Origin of the sequence: Cellulosimicrobium composti (assembly GCF_009711085.1) — a bacterium.
Taxonomy (GTDB): domain Bacteria; phylum Actinomycetota; class Actinomycetes; order Actinomycetales; family Cellulomonadaceae; genus Cellulosimicrobium; species Cellulosimicrobium composti.
The window spans coordinates 1-15234 of the sequence record NZ_WMKA01000022.1 but is presented as its reverse complement, the minus strand read 5'-3'; the positions used below and the strand labels follow the sequence as shown (position 1 = coordinate 15234).

Annotated in this window: 11 protein-coding genes; 2 read left to right on the top strand and 9 right to left on the bottom strand. The window is 73.6% G+C overall.

What is annotated here, in order from left to right:
- Positions 1-113: 113 nt before the first annotated feature.
- The 6 genes from GJV82_RS10720 to GJV82_RS10695 form a co-directional block, all read right to left on the bottom strand.
- Positions 114-2132 (bottom strand): dipeptide ABC transporter ATP-binding protein, encoded by a 2019-nt coding sequence (locus GJV82_RS10720; RefSeq protein WP_155099215.1) that lies wholly within the window; start codon positions 2130-2132, stop codon positions 114-116.
- Between the two features lie 117 nt (positions 2133-2249).
- Entirely contained in the window at positions 2250-3584 is a 1335-nt protein-coding gene (locus GJV82_RS10715; RefSeq protein ID WP_155099214.1) for an MDR family MFS transporter, read from the bottom strand.
- 93 nt (positions 3585-3677) lie between these two features.
- Positions 3678-5303: an ABC transporter substrate-binding protein gene (locus tag GJV82_RS10710; protein ID WP_155099213.1), complete on the bottom strand. Its 1626-nt coding sequence runs from the start codon at positions 5301-5303 to the stop codon at positions 3678-3680.
- A gap of 76 nt (positions 5304-5379) precedes the next feature.
- Positions 5380-6579, bottom strand: a complete 1200-nt coding sequence (speB, locus tag GJV82_RS10705; protein ID WP_155099212.1) for an agmatinase — start codon at positions 6577-6579, stop codon at positions 5380-5382.
- A 71-nt stretch (positions 6580-6650) separates the two neighbouring features.
- Positions 6651-7868 (bottom strand): agmatinase, encoded by a 1218-nt coding sequence (gene speB, locus GJV82_RS10700; protein ID WP_155099211.1) that lies wholly within the window; start codon positions 7866-7868, stop codon positions 6651-6653.
- 185 nt (positions 7869-8053) lie between these two features.
- Entirely contained in the window at positions 8054-9097 is a 1044-nt protein-coding gene (locus GJV82_RS10695; RefSeq protein ID WP_155099210.1) for a LacI family DNA-binding transcriptional regulator, read from the bottom strand.
- A 182-nt stretch (positions 9098-9279) separates the two neighbouring features.
- Here GJV82_RS10695 and GJV82_RS10690 point away from each other — a divergent pair, with 182 nt between their 5' ends.
- Positions 9280-10461 (top strand): ATP-binding protein, encoded by a 1182-nt coding sequence (locus tag GJV82_RS10690; protein ID WP_155099209.1) that lies wholly within the window; start codon positions 9280-9282, stop codon positions 10459-10461.
- A gap of 670 nt (positions 10462-11131) precedes the next feature.
- Here GJV82_RS10690 and GJV82_RS10685 read toward each other — a convergent pair.
- Together GJV82_RS10685 and GJV82_RS10680 are read right to left on the bottom strand one after the other, a co-directional pair.
- Positions 11132-11863: a nucleotide sugar dehydrogenase gene (locus GJV82_RS10685; protein ID WP_155099208.1), complete on the bottom strand. Its 732-nt coding sequence runs from the start codon at positions 11861-11863 to the stop codon at positions 11132-11134.
- Positions 11860-12894 carry an NAD-dependent epimerase/dehydratase family protein gene (locus GJV82_RS10680; RefSeq protein WP_155099207.1) on the bottom strand — a complete coding sequence of 345 codons (1035 nt, stop codon included), beginning with the start codon at positions 12892-12894 and terminating at the stop codon, positions 11860-11862. The genes GJV82_RS10685 and GJV82_RS10680 overlap by 4 nt, the downstream gene beginning before the upstream one ends.
- A gap of 204 nt (positions 12895-13098) precedes the next feature.
- On the opposite strand from GJV82_RS10680, the gene GJV82_RS10675 reads away from it, so the two are divergent.
- Positions 13099-14499 carry an APC family permease gene (locus tag GJV82_RS10675; RefSeq protein ID WP_155099206.1) on the top strand — a complete coding sequence of 467 codons (1401 nt, stop codon included), beginning with the start codon at positions 13099-13101 and terminating at the stop codon, positions 14497-14499.
- Positions 14500-14575: 76 nt separating this feature from the next.
- Here GJV82_RS10675 and GJV82_RS19460 read toward each other — a convergent pair.
- On the bottom strand, positions 14576-15234 hold a 659-nt coding region (locus GJV82_RS19460; protein WP_196217227.1), incomplete at its 5' end, for an Ig-like domain-containing protein.

Here is a 15234-nt window from a genome sequence, read left to right as displayed (position 1 = left end):
CAGACCCCACCGGCGCGGGGCAGGCCCCGGAGAGGCCGGCGCCACGGGTTCGGGCGTCACGGGACCGTGGGGCGGGGCGGCGGCGGTCGTGCCGCCGCGAGCGAGGGTGTCGGTCATCGGGCCGCCCCCGTCCGCACGCACGCGACCTCGTGCCGCGCGACGTCGCTCGTCGGGCGGCCGTCGACCGCCGCGAGCTGGATGCCGGTCACGGTGCTCGCACACTCCGCCAGGGCGACGGGGCACCGAGGGTGGAACGCGCACCCCGACGGCGGGTCGAGCGCGCTCGCGGGCTCCCCCGCGAGCGGGACGACGGTCCGGCCGGGCTGTGGCACGGCGTCGACGAGGGTGCGCGTGTACGGGTGCTGCGGGTCGGCGATGACGTCCTCGGCCCGGCCCAGCTCGACGATGCGCCCCAGGTACATCACGGCGATGCGGTCCCCGACGATGCGCGCCACGGCAAGGTCGTGGGTGACGAACATGACCGCGATGCCGAGGTCGCGCCGCAGCTCGTTGACGAGGTTGAGCACGTTCGCGGCGACGGACACGTCGAGCGCCGACGTCGGCTCGTCGCACAGCAGGATCTTGGGCGGCACGACGGTCGCCCGGGCGAGCGCGACACGCTGCCGCTGGCCGCCCGACAGCTCGCCCGGCCGCGCGTCCAGCACGGCGTCGGGCAGGCCGACCCGGTCGAGGATGGCGCGCACGCGCTCCTCGCGCTCCGGCCGGGCCGCGTCGCGCACGCGCTCGTGGAGCAGCTCGCGAACGGTCATCCACGGCGTGAGCGACGACCCGGCGTCCTGGAAGACCATCTGCACGTCGGTGCCCGACGGCCCGCGCAGCGACCCGGTGAACCGCTTCTCCAGGCCGCCGGCAACGCGCAGGAGCGTCGACTTGCCCGACCCCGACTCGCCGACGATCGCGACCGACTCCCCCGGCTGGAGGTCGAACGTCACGCCGCGCAGCGCGGCGAGGTCGGCCCTGCGGCCGCGCTCGTCGCGGACCTGAAAGGTGCACGCAACGTCGGCCGCAGCGACGAGCGGGGCGCCCGTCCCGACCTCCGGCAGCGGCGGCAGGGGGTCGAGTTCCTCGCGCCCGGCGGCGGTGGCGGCGACGCGCGCGGTCTCGAAGCACGCGACCTCGTGCCCGACGGCCGCCGCGGCACCGCCGTCGTCCTCTGCCGGGACGTGCGCGAGGACCGGGACGCCGGCCGAGCAGCCGTCCTGCCGGAAGGCGCAGCGAGCGGTGAACGGGCAGCCCTCATCCGCGGGCACCGTGGCGTGCACGGGCAGCGTCCACAGCGGGCGCGTCCGGTCGGAGTCGAGAGACAGGCGCGAGGCGAGGAGCCCGCGGGTGTACGGGTGGCGCGGCTGCTCGAGGACCTGGCGCGTGGACCCGGTCTCCACGACGCGGCCGCGGTACATGACGACGATGCGATCCGCGACCTGCGCGGCCACGCCCAGGTCGTGGGTGATGAGCACGATCGAGCAGCCGAGCTCGTCCCGCATGGAGCCGAGCAGGTCCAGCACCTGCGCCTGCACGGTGACGTCCAGCGCCGTCGTCGGCTCGTCCGCGACCAGGAGCTTCGGGCCGCCCGCGACGGCCATCGCGATCATCACCCGCTGCCGCAGGCCGCCGGACAGCTCGTGCGGGAACGAGCGGTAGCGGCGCTCGGGCTGCGGGATGCCGACGGCACGCATGAGCCGGACCGCTTCCTCGGCGGACCCCGCCTTCTCCGCCACCTGGCGACCGACGTGCATCGTGGGGTTGAGCGACGTCATCGGGTCCTGGAACACGACGCCGAGGTGCGTGCGTCGCACCTCGCGCAGCTCGGCGTCGCTCGCGGTGCGCAGGTCGAGGCCAGCGGCCTGCAGGTCGCCCTCGACGACGGGGCGCGACGTCGCCGGGAGCAGGCCCAACAGGGCCTGGCTCATGACGGACTTGCCGGAGCCCGACTCGCCAACCACGCCGACGATCTCGCCGCGGCCGATCTCGAGGTCGATGCCGTGGAGCACCTGGGTGCGGACCCCGTTGCGCTCGAGGCTCACGCGCAGCCCGCCCAGGCGAGCGACGGGGCCGTCTTCGGACGCGGGCGCGGTCGGTGTCTCGGGACGAGGCGGTGCTGCAGTCTCCATCTAACCGCTCCTTCGTGCTGGGGGACGGGTCGCCCGGCGTCCGCCGAGGATGACCCGTCGGAGTCTCGGGAATACTTCGCGGGTGTTTCCGGACGGTTGCCCGGGGTATGGGTGGTGTCAGGGGGCGGGGACCGGGTCGCCGGAGCGGCGATCCGCGTCGGCGGTGGGCACCTCGTCGTCCGGCGGCGTCTCGTCGTCCCGCGCGTCGAGCGCCGTCGTCTGCGCGAGGCGCTGCCGGCGGGTGCGGGCTGTGAGGCCGAGGAGGACGGACACGACGAGCGCGAGCGCGCCGGAGCCGAGCCACAGCGCCGTCGAGCCGAAGGTGTCGAGCACGAACCCACCGGCGACGGGCCCGACCGCGAGCGCGAGGGAGTGCGTCAACCCGTACACGCCCTGGTAGCGGCCGCGCCGCGCCGGGTCGGCGAGGTCGGCCGTCATCGACTGGGCCTGCGGGTGCGAGCCCATCTCGCCCAGCGTCCAGATCGCGACGGTCACGAAGTACATCGCGAGGGTCGTGGCGTACGCCTGGAGCCCCACGCCGACGGCGGTGACGCAGATCGCGGCGACGATCACGGTGTCGCGGGTCCAGCGGTTGAGGATGCGGGCGGTGGGCAGCTGCAGGAGGCACAGCAGGACGCCGTTGAGCGTCAGCAGCATGCCGTAGTGACTCGACGGGTGCCCCTGCTCGGTCATCACGAGCGGGAGCGTGCTCGTCGACTGCACGTAGACGACGGAGTACACGAACATCACGGCCGCGAAGATCATGAACGTCCTGTCGCCGAGCACGCTGAGCAGGCCGCCGCCTCGCCCGCCGTCGACGCGGCGCTGCGGGGCGCCCGCGGAGGCCGGAACGCGCTGCGTCTCCGGGACCTTGAGCAGAACGACCACCGTCGACACGAGGACCAGGCCGGCCTGCGCCCAGAACAGCAGCGCGAACGACGACTCGGCCATGAAGCCGGCCGCGAGCGGGCCGATGGCGTAGCCGAGGTTGACCGCCCAGTAGTTGTAGTTGAACGCGGTGCGCCGGTGCCGCGGGGCCACCAGGTCGCCGATCATCGTGCTGATGACTGGGCCCGCCGCGCCGTTGAACAGGCCGTAGACCGCCAGCAGGACGGCGATGATCAGCTTGCCCTCGACAAGCGGGATGACGACCAGCACGACGACGCTGAGCAGCTCGCTCCCGAGCAGGACGCGCCGTCGGCCGATGCGGTCGGCGAGCACCCCTCCCGCAAGGGAGCTGACAACGACACCGACGCCGTACGCGGCGACGACGAGCCCCGCCTCGGTCGCGGACATCCCGACCTGCGCCGTGAGGAAGATCGTCATGTACGGCACGACGAAGCGGCCGATCCACACAACGAGCTGGGCCGTCCACAGCCACCAGAACGTGGAGGGGAGGTCGCGCAGGCGGGTGTGTCCCGTGCTGCCGTCGACGGACGTGCGCATGCGCATCGCGGGCTCCTTGCTCTCGGGTCGCCACGGGCTCCCGAGGCGGAGTGGTCTGGACCGGGGCCGCCCCGCCACGACGGGCGGGGCGACCGGGCGTCACTCGGACGCAGCGTCGTCCACGGTGAGGGTCGCGAACGCGAGCGTCGCCGGGGCCGCGATGGAGTGGGACGCCTCGACGTTCCCGAGCCAACCCTGGGTCACCATGAAGTCGGTCGTCCGGGCGAACGTCGGGGCGCACATGGCCTCGTACGCGGCCTCGCCAGCGGCGAAGTACGTCTCGTCCGACCCCGTCGCGAGCGCCTCGGCCAGGAGCGCGGACGTCGCCTCATCGGTGCACTGAAGGTGGTTGAGGCCGCCGTCCGGGTCCCAGAACACGTGCCCGTGCATGTACGGGCTGTTGGAGTCCGGCCACGTCGACGGAGCGAGGAACACGTCGGGTGACTCGGCCGGGTTCTCATAGAACGAGCCGAAGACCTCCGACGATTGGTGCGCCGTCACGGTGGCGTCGAGGCCGAGCGCCTGCAGCTGCGCCGCGACGATGTTCGCCATCTGCTCGGCGTCCGTGCCACCGGCGCTGTGGCCAATCTGGATCTCGGTGCCGGCGGGCAGCGTCTCGACCCAGGCGGCGAGCGCCTCGGGGTCGTGCACGAGCTCACGCTGGTCCAGGTCCGTCGGCAGCGACCCCGTCGGGTAGTACCCCGGGGACACCTCGGAGCTCACGCCGGAGACCTGCTCGACGAGGGTCTCCCAGTCGATGCCCTCGAACAGCGCGGTGCGGGCCTCGGCGGTCTCAAGCAACGGCCGGTTCGGGTTGAAGTACGCGACACCGACCTGGAACGACGGGAGCGGGTACGCCTCGAGCGTGTCGGACTCGAGGTAGCCGTCGCGCGACGCGGTCGGTACCCCGGACAGCAGCGCGTGCAGGTCGCCGTTCTCGAGCTCGAGCTGCATCGCCGAGATCTCCGTGTAGACGGGGAGCTCGACCGTCGTGAACTCCGGGTCGAGGTCGCCCCAGTAGTCCTCGAAGTACGTGAGCTCGTACCCCTCGCCCACCGCCGCCTCGGTCAACTCGTACGGCCCCGTGCCGGCGTCATGCGTCGACAGGTACTCCTGCGCGAAGTCGTCGCCCGCCTGCTCCGCGAGGACCGTGGGGCTGAGCATCCGCGGGCCGTACGGCGACGCCAAATAGTCGAGGAACGCGGAGTTCGGCTCCGCCAGCACAACCTTCACGGTGCTGGAGTCGATCTCCTCGACGTCCGCCACGCCCGCGACCATGTACGCCGGGCCGGCGTCGACCGCCGCTCGACGGTCGAACGACGCCTGGACGGCCGAGGAGTCGAACGGCGTGCCGTCGTGGAAGGTCACGCCCTCGCGCAAGACGAACGTGTACTCAGTGAAGTCCTCACTCACCTCCCACGACTCGGCGAGCAGCGGCGCGATGGTCGCCTCCTCGTGGTTGCCCGGCTCGTAGCGCACCAGACCCTCGTAGACGTTCGTCGTAATGGCCAGGCCGTTGCCCGAGTAGTACACGTCGGGGTCCGGCGGCTGCCCGATGTCGTTGAGGACGCCGAGCCGGAGCACGCCGTCGGTGGGCGCTCCCGGTCCGGAGGCACTGTCGGACCCGGAGCCGCCGCCCGCGCAAGCGGTGAGCAGCAGGGCGCTCGCGCCGAGCACCGCGGCAGTGCGCAGGGCCCGGGCGGGCACACGTGTCGTACGTCGCATCGTCAAGCTCCTTCGTCGTTCGAGGGTCCGGGGCGGGAGGGCTCCCGCGCCGCGGCAGGGAGGGGGGCGCAGGCGGTCAGCGCTCGCGGAAGACCTTGTTGCGGGGGTTGCCCTCGGCGTCGAGCCCGACGGCGTAGGGGTGGAGGTAGTCGGGCTCGGTGACGCCCTGGCGCCGCATGGCGATGCCGGTCATCGCCTCGCGGACGGCACGGTTCGCCAGGAGCGCGGTGATCTCGCCGCGGTCGTCGTAGGGCGGCGATACCTCGACGACGTCCATGCCGACGATGCCCACCTCCGCGGCGAGGCGACGGACCGCGGTGAGGACGTTGCCCGAGGTCAGGCCGCCGGGCTCCGGCGTGCCGGTGCCGGGGGCGAAGGCCGGGTCGGCGACGTCGATATCGAGCGAGATGTAGAGGTGGTCCGCCGAGTCGAGCGCCTCGTCGACCGCGCGCTCGAGGACCTTGTCGAAGCCGTCGCGGTTGATCTCGGCCATGAAGTGCGTGCGCATGTCGCGCTCGTCCATCCAGTCGAGCGTCTCCTGGTCGGGCCAGTAGCCGCGCAGGCCCACCTGGACGAAGTTCTTCCCCGGGACGGCGCCGGACTCGATGAGGTGGCGCATCGGGGTGCCGTGGGACGCGAGCGAGCCGGGAGAGTCGGGACCGGTGTCGGCGTGGGCGTCGAAGTGGACGATCCCGACCTTGCCGTGGCCGTAGTGGTCCGCGAGCGCCGTGGCGCACGGCCACGTGATGGCGTGGTCCCCGCCCAGGATGATGGGGATCGCGCCCGCGTCGACGACGGTCCCGACGAACTTGCGGATCCCCTCGAACGTCGCCGCTGTGTTGCCCACCTTGATCGGCGCGTCGCCGTAGTCACACATCTTCAGCTCGGCGAACGCGTCCACGTGCGTGTCCAGCGAGAAGTGCGCCCGCCCGTAGCCGCCCTTGTAGTCGCACGCCCGGATCGCGAGCGGGCCGTGGTTCGTGCCCGAGCGCCCGGTGGCCGTCGAGTCCCACGGCACGCCGAGCACCGCGACGTCGATCTCCCCCGCCCGCAGGTCCTCGGGCGTCAGGCACACGGGCAGCTTCGCGAACGTCTGGATGCCGGCGAACCCGCCCTCGGCCTTGCGGTTGACGAAGATCGGCCCCGGCGCGCGCCCCGTGTTGTAGTCGTCGACAGCGCCGTGCCCATCGAGGCCCTGACCAAGGCGGCGCGGCTGCTGCCAGAAGCCCTCGGGCCAGTGGTCGTGGTCGTGGTCGTGCGAGTGGTCGTGGCCCATGCGTCCTCGTGCTCCTCGTGCTGGTGTACGTCGGTCTGTGCGGCGGGATCTTGCGCGGCCGGCCCGTGGGCTCAGCGCTCGCGGAAGACCTTGGTGCGGCGGTTGCCCTCGGCGTCGAGCCCGACGGCGTAGGGGTGGAGGTAGTCGGGCTCCGTGAGGCCCCTGCGGCGCATCGCCGTGCCGGTGAGCGCCTCGCGGATCGCCCGGTTGGCGAGAAGCGCGGTGATCTCGCCGCGGTTGTCGTAGGGCGGGGACACCTCGACGACGTCCATGCCGACGATCCCCACCTCCGCCGAGAGCCGGCGCACGGCCGTCAGCACGTCGATCGACATGATCCCGCCGGCCACGGGCGTGCCCGTGCCGGGCGCGTACGCGGGGTCGGCGACGTCGATGTCGAGCGAGATGTACAGGTGGTCGGCCTGGTCCAGCGCCTCGTCCACCGCCCGCTCCAGGACCGTGTCGAAGCCGTCGCGGTCGATCTCGGCCATGAAGTGCGTGCGCATCTCGTGCGCGTCCATCCAGTCGAGGGTCTCCTGGTCGGGCCAGTAGCCGCGCAGGCCGACCTGGACGAAGTTGCGACCCGGGACGGCCCCGGAGTCGATGAGCTTGCGCATCGGGGTACCGTGCGACGCGAGTGACCCGTGCATGTCCTCGCCGACGTCGGCGTGGGCGTCGAAGTGGACGATGCCGACCTTGCCGTGGCCGTAGTGATCCGCGAGCGCCGTCGCAGCAGGCCACGTGATGGCGTGGTTGCCGCCCATGATCATCGGGATCGTGCCCGCGTCGACCACCGTGCCGACGAACTTGCGGATCGCCTCGAACGTCGCCGCTGTGTTGCCGACGTGGATCGGGGAGTCGCCGTAGTCGCACACGTTGAGAACCTCGAGCGGGTCGACGTGCACATCGAGGTGGTTGCCCGGGAACCCGTAGCCGCCCACATAGTCGCACTGCCGGATCGCAAGCGGGCCGTGGTTGGTCCCGGAGCGGCCACCCGCGGTCGAGTCCCACGGCACCCCGAGCACCGCGACGTCCATCTGACCGGCACGCAGGTCCTCGGGGGTCAGGCACACCGGCAACTTGGCGAACGTCTGGATGCCAGAGAAGCCGCCCTCCCCGCGACGGTTGACGTGGATCGGCCCCGGCGGGCGCCCGACGTTGAAGTCATCAACGGCGCCGTGCCCCTCGAGCCCCTCGCCGAGCCGGCGCGGCTGCTCCCAGAAGCCCTCGGGTGCGAGCGGGTGGTGGTGCGCGTGCCCGTGGTCGTGGCCCTGCTCCTCGTGCTGCGACATGCGGTGCCTCTCTCCGTCCCACGCCTGGCGGACGGTGCTCGGTTCGTCGGTGCGAACCTAGGAGAGTGACTAATCGTTTAGCCAGCGATTCGACGGCTGGAAACGGGAGTTTTACGCAGGGCCGGGACGGGACCCTCGAGCGTCACCTGTAGGTCGCCCGGCCGAAACGCCGGAGAAACGTTTAATCAGTGTCGGAGCAGGCACGCGGTCGACGCGCGATGGTGCACGACAGTCGGCACCGTGAGAACGGTGCCCGCTCCCGCGTGCGGGCCGCCGTCGTCCTCGAGCAGCTCGAGCAGCCGCTCAGCACACGCACGGCCGAGCGCAAGCGCGGGCAGCTCGACAGCGGTCACCGCGACGTCGCCGTCCGACAGCGCCGGGGTGTCCGCGCACGCGGCGAGGAGGACGTCGCGCCCGGGCTCGCGCCCGGCGGCGCGCAGCGCGGCGAGCGCGCCGAGCGCCTCCCAGCTCGAGGACGCGAGCACGAGGTCGACGTCCGGGCGCCCTGCGAGCACGGGTGCCAGACGATGGCGGTGGTCGTCGACCGCGACGTCGCCGAAGCGCGACTCGACCTGCACGGGCGCGAGGCCACGGTTCGCGCACCACGCAGCCACGGTGGATCGCAGGAGGTCGCCCCAGCCGGAGTTCGCGTCGGGTGCGACGAGCAGGGGGACGCGCGCCCCGCGGCGGGACGCGTCGTCGAGGATCTCGCGCACCGCCGCCGCGTGGTCCACCGCGACCACCGCGCTCGGCGGCAGCCCGGCCGGCAGGTGCTCGCCCGCAACCACGGGCAGGCGCGATTCCATGAGCTCGCGGGCGCGGGTGTCGTCGGAGATCGGGTCCGTGACGATCACGCCGTCGACACGAGGCGCAGTGCGGCGCGGCTCCGCCGTGTTCGAGCTGAGCACCGCGACATCGTGGTCGTGCGCATGCGCGGCCTCGATGGTCCCGGCGAGGAAGTCGCGGAAATACGACGTGCCAAGGGCCTGGGCGGCGTTCTGATGGTGCACGCCGATCGCGTGCGTGCGGCCGGTACGCAGCCCGCGGGCAAGGGCGTTGGGCACGTAGCCGAGCGTCTCGGCCGACCGGCCGACGCGCTCGCGAGTCGCGCTCGTCATCCGGCCGCGGCCCGCGAGAGCTTGGGACGCCGTCGCTACGGACACGCCAGCGTGGGCGGCGACCTCCCGGAGGGTCACCGCACGTGGACCGCCCTGCCGCACCGCCGTCATACGCGCACCCTAGCTGTACCTGACCACAAAGGTTGTTGCAGCCGGCTGGCCAATGAAAGCCCGACGAGGGGCGGTGACGACGTCGTTTCGTACTCGACGCGGATGCCAGGACGAGATCCGGCTGTGTATTGAACTGTAGGGATCTGTTGCGGGTTCACAACAAATGCCTACAGTCTTGAACCATGGACCTGGTCAGCAACCCCTACACGCCGTCCGCCGGTCGGCGCCCCCTCGAGATCGCCGGCCGCGACCGCGAGCTCGACGAGATGCGCGTCCTCGTCGCCCGCGCGCGGGTCGGCACCACCGGGCGCGGCCTCGTCCTGAGCGGGCTGCGCGGCGTCGGCAAAACCGTCCTCCTGCGCGAGCTGCACGCGATCGCGGACGACGCGGGCTGGCTCACCTCCGAGATCGAGGGCTCGCGATTCACCGGCGCGAAGGCGCGCTCTCGGGCGACCCTCGCTCGTGACCTCGTCGCCAGTGCCCGGCGGCTGCGCTCGCGCACCACGGTGCTCACCGACAAACTCCGCAGCGCACTCGAGACGATCGGCGCGTTCTCGCTCAAGCTCGGCGTCGCCGGCGTCGAGCTGGGCGTCGAGCGGCGCGAGGGGCGCGCTGACACTGGCGACCTCGGGTTCGACCTCGAGGAGCTCATCACCGACGCCGCACCAGCGCTGCGCGAGCAGGGCATCGGCATCGCCGTCTTCGTCGACGAGATGCAGGACCTCGACACCGAGATGCTCGGCGCGCTCCTCAGCGCCCAGCATCGCGCCGCGCAGCGCGACATCCCGTTCTATGTCGTCGGCGCCGGCCTGCCCAACCTCCCCGGGGTCCTGGCCGAGTCGAACTCGTACGCCGAGCGGCAGTTCGACTACCGCACGATCGCCGCCCTCTCCCCCGACGAAGCGCTCCAGGCGCTCGTCGCGCCCGCGGCCGCGCGCGGCGTCACCTACGAGCAGCGCGCCGCCCAGATCCTCATCCACGTCACCGACGGCTACCCCTACTTCATCCAGGTCTACGGCGACCAGGCATGGCGACTGTCGGTCGGCCCCCACACCATCACCTACACCGACGCGCTCGAGGCCCAAGCCGCCGGCACCGAGGCCCTCGACTTCGGATTCTTCACCTCCCGCTGGGAACGCGCGACCGACGCCGAGCGCCGCTTCATGCGCGCCATGGCACAGGACGACGGCCGCTCCGTCGCCAGCGAGGTCATGACCCGCGTCGGCATGCCGGGCACCTCCCCCGGCCCGTACCGCCGCAGCCTCATCGCCAAGGGGCTCATCTACTCCCCCGACCGCGGCCAGCTCGCGTTCACCGTGCCCCACATGGCCGACTACATCTCCAGGCGCCTCGACGACGACTGACCACCTCGTGTCCGAGGTAACCGCTAGCCTCCGTCGACATGCGCACCGAGGGGGCACTTACCCACCGCGTTGTACGCGTGTGCCTCGACGTCGACGCCCTCACCCCCTGCCAGCGCACGCTCCTCGACCGGCATGCCGGCACCGCTCGCGCCGTGTGAACTGGGGCCTGGCCGCCCACAACGCCCAGCAGGACGCGCTCATGGCGCACGTGCGCGCCGTCGCCCTCGAGCAGCCCGACGGCGACGGGACCGCGGCCGCCCGACGTCGGCCCGGTTCACGCGCACCGGTGGCCGCTGGTACATGTCCATCGTCGTCGCCCTCCCCGCCCCGGCCGCCGGCACCGTCCTCTCCCCCGCCGGCGCGCCCCGGGCCCGCCGACCCGACCCGCGCCCAGACCCGGGCCGGACTCGTCGGCGTCGACCTCGGCGTCAAGACGCTCGCCACGATGTCCGACGGCACGCTCGTCGCCAACGCCCGCCACGGCCGCGCCGCCGCGCGGCCGCCCGGCCCGGCTGCAGCGCCGCGCCGCACGCCAACAGGGCCCGCGCAAGGGCGTCGCCCCGTCGACGGGCTGGGTCAAGACCCAGCGCGCGATCGCGCGCCTCCAGCACGACACCGCCGCCCGCCGCCGCGGACGCGTCCACGAGCTCACCAAGACCCTCGCGGCCAGCTACGCCGCGGTCGCAATCGTGCCCACGAGGGCGACGGCGTCGCCCCCGGCGGCCTCGCACACCTCCGCGACCGCGTTGGCGAACGAGATCTTCGTCGCGAGGAACGCGTTCGCGGCCACCTTGGCGAGCTCCGCCGTCGCGAGGTCCGTCACGAGGCGCGGCACGTCGTCGGCGAGGAGCCGTGCGTACACCGCGTCGAGCCGCGCGACGAGCGCCTCTCCGCCGTCGTCGGGGACGCCGTAGACGAGCCGGTCGGGGTGCAGCGTGTCCGCCACCGCGTGACCCTCGCGGAGGAACTCCGGGTTCCACGCGAGGCCGACGCCGTCGGGGAGCCCGGCCGCGAGCCGCGCGGCGGTCCCCACGGGCACCGTCGACTTGCCGACGACGACCGACCCCGGCCGCAGGTGGGGCCGCAGGGCTGCGAGCGCCGCCTCGAGCTGCTGGAGGTCGGCGACCCCGCTGCCGGCCGACTGCGGCGTGCCGACGCACAGGAAGTGCACCTCGGCCGCCGCGGCGTCCGCGGCGTCGGTCGAGAAGCGCAGAGCGCCCGGTCCTCCGGTCCCCGCGAGCAGCGCCGTGAGGCCGGGCTCGAAGAACGGAGCGCGTCCCTCGGCGAGCGCCGCCACGCGTGCCGCGTCCACGTCGATCCCCACCACGTCGTGGCCCAGGCGCGCCATGGCCGCCGCGTGCACCGCCCCGAGGTAGCCGCAGCCGTGCACCGAGACCTTCATGCCGACGCCCCTCGGCCCACCGCGGCCGCGACCTCGGCGCCGCCGTCCTCCGCGCGCAACCAGGCGACCGTGCGCGCGAGCCCCTCGGGCCACGGCGTCCGCGCCCGCCACCCGAGCAGCCGCTCCGCGAGCGCCGCGTCCGGCCGGCGGCGGCGCGGGTCGTCCTCCGGCAGGTCGACGTGCACGACCCCGGCGTCGCTCCCCGTCGCGGCGAGGACGTCCTCGGCCACCTGCCCCACGGTGAGCTCCGTCGGGTTCCCGAGGTTCACCAGACCGGGGTGGTCCGTCGCCGCGAACGCGAGGATCCCGTCGACGAGGTCGTCGACGTAGCACACCGAGCGGGTCTGGGACCCGTCTCCCGCGACCGTCAGGGGCTCGCCCGCGAGCGCCTGCCGCACGAACGTGGGGACCATGCGCCCGTCGTGCCCGCGCATGCGCGGTCCGTACGTGTTGAAGATCCGCACGATCCCCGCGTCGACCCCGCGGCTGCGCCGGTAGGCCGCCGTCGTCGCCTCGGCGAACCGCTTGGACTCGTCGTACACGCTGCGCGGGCCGACCGGGTTGACGTGACCCCAGTAGTCCTCGCGCTGCGGGTGGACCTCAGGGTCGCCGTAGACCTCGGACGTCGAGGCGAGGACGAACCGCGCACCCGCGCGCCCGGCGAGCTCGAGGGCGTGGCGCGTCCCGGCCGAGCCGACGAGCAGCGTCTCGAGCGGCAGGCGGAGGTAGTCGACGGGCGACGCGGGCGAGGCGAGGTGGAGCACGAGGTCCACCGGCTCGTCGCCGACGGCGTCCAGGCCCCGGGAGACGTCGGCCTCGACGAACGTGAACCGGGGCTCGTCGCGCAGCGCGGCGAGGTTGCCCAGGTCGCCGGTCGAGAGGTCGTCCACGCACACGACCTCGACGCCGTGCGCCACGAGCGCCTCGCACACGTGGCTCCCCACGAACCCGGCGCCGCCGGTCACCACCGCGCGTCGCGCGCGGGCCGCCACCCGCGCGGCGCCCGTCGTCGTCCCCGGCGTGTCGTCCATGTCGTCTCCTCGCGACGGCGCGCGGCCGACGCGGCTCGCGAGGACGCCGCCGGTCACGCTCGTGCCGACGGGCTCGCTGCTGGACCCGGGACGTCCACGCTCGCACGGGCCCCGGCGGCTCGCACGCGCTCCCCCCGCGTCCCGGTGCGCCCGGGCGGCCGGCGTACGGGAGCGAGCGGTGCGCACCCGTGGCACGGTGACCGCATGAACGCAGCCCCCGCACCCACGGAGCAGGCCACCGATCCCGACACCCGGCTCTCCCGGTCCGTCGGCGGAAAGCTCCTCTACCTGTTCATCCTCGGCGACGTCCTCGGGGCCGGTGTCTACGCGCTGGTCGGCGAGATGGCGGGCGAGGTGGGCGGCGCGGTGTGGCTGCCGCTGCTCGTCGCGCTCGGCCTCGCCCTGCTCACCGCCGGCTCGTACGCGGAGCTCGTGACCAAGTACCCGCGTGCGGGCGGCGCCGCGGTCTTCGCGGACCGTGCGTTCCGCAGCCCGCTCGTGTCGTTCCTCGTCGGCTTCTCCATGCTCGCGGCGGGCGTGACGAGCGCGGCCGGCCTGTCGCTCGCCTTCGCGGGCGACTACTTCGCGACGTTCGTCGACGCGCCCGACCGGCTCGTCGCGGTCCTCTTCCTCGCGCTCGTCGCGGCGCTCAACGCGCGCGGCATCAAGGAGTCCCTGCGCGCCAACGTCGCCATGACGGCGATCGAGCTCTCCGGTCTCCTGCTCATCGTCGTGCTCGCCGTCGTGGTGCTCGGCCGCGGTGACGGCGAGCCGGGCCGCGTCACGCAGTTCGCCGAGGGCACGACGCCGGCGATCGCGGTGCTGGGGGCCGCGATCCTCGCGTACTACTCGTTCGTCGGGTTCGAGACGTCGGCCAACCTCGCGGAGGAGGTGCGCGACGTGCGCCGCACCTACCCGCGCGCGCTGTTCGGCGCGCTCGTCACGGCCGGCGTCGTCTACGTCGCCGTCGGCGTCGCGGCCGTCGCGGTCGTCGACCCGCAGTCGCTCGCCCGGTCCACGGGCCCGCTCCTCGAGGTCGTCGACGCCGAGGGCTCCGTCCCCGCGTGGGTGTTCTCCCTCGTCGCGCTCATCGCCGTGGCGAACGGCGCGCTCCTGACGATGATCATGGCGAGCCGCCTCGCGTACGGGATGGCCGAGCAGGACCTGCTCCCGACCGCGCTCGGGCGCGTGCTGCCCCGGCGCCGCACCCCGTGGGTCGCGATCGTCGTCACCACGGCGGTCGCGATGGGTCTCGTCTTCACGGGCGACGTCGCAGGCCTCGCGGAGACGGTGGTGCTGCTGCTCCTGCTCGTCTTCGCGGCGACGAACGTCGCGGTGCTCGTGCTGCGGCGCGAGAAGGTCGAGGAGCCGCACTTCCGCGTGATCACCGTGGTGCCCGTGCTGGGCGTCGCGTCGTGCGTGCTGCTCCTCACGCAGCAGGACGCCGTGACGTGGCTGCGCGCTGGCATCCTCCTCGCCGTCGGCGCGGTGCTCTACGTCGTCATGCGGTTCAGCCGCCGCTCCGGCTCGGACCGGCCCGGGGCGGACCGGCCCGCCTCCGACCGCGCCGCCTCCGACGGCACCGCGCCGGACCGCGCGGAGTGAGTCGCGCCGACCGGGCGCGCGGCGCCCGGTCCACGGCCGACGGCGCGACGACGACGGACGACGGTGCGGTGCGAGCTCAGCGGACGACGGTGAACCGCGAGGTCACGAGCGGACCGTTCCCGCCGGTGGCCGGGTCGACGACGCGGAGCCCGAGCGTGTGCTCCCCGAGGGTGAGGCGGGACACCTGCCGCACGAGCGGGGTGTCGCCCAGCACGTGCGTGTTGCCGGTCGCGCGGCCGTCGACGACGGCCTCGACCACGAGCCCGGGCGTGCCGGAGAACTGGGCGTCGACCGTGAAGCGCGCCTCCTCCCACGGCAGCCCCGTGGGGCGCCCGGCCACCGTGGACCCCGGGGCGGGCGAGAGCAGGACGGGCAGGTCGAACGCGTAGGGACCCACCGCGGCCGACGGCTCGGACACCGCGCCGTCGACCTCCTGCACGGCGCGCAGCGTGTGCTCGCCGTGCGCGCTCAGCCCGTCCGCGACGGCCTCCCACGTGCCGTCGTCCCCGACGACGGCCGCGCCGACCACCGCTCCCCCGGCGTCGAGCAGCGTGACGGCCGCCCCGGGCTCTCCCGTCCCGCGCAGGACCGGGAAGACGCCGACGACGCCCGGCGCGGCCGCCGACGCGAGGACGGGCGCGTCCGGGCCGGCGGCGGCCGGGTCCACGGGGGCGGGCGTGGGGTCGGTCGGCGCCGGGTCGTTCGGCGCGGGGCTCGGCCGCGCGGGCGCGGTCA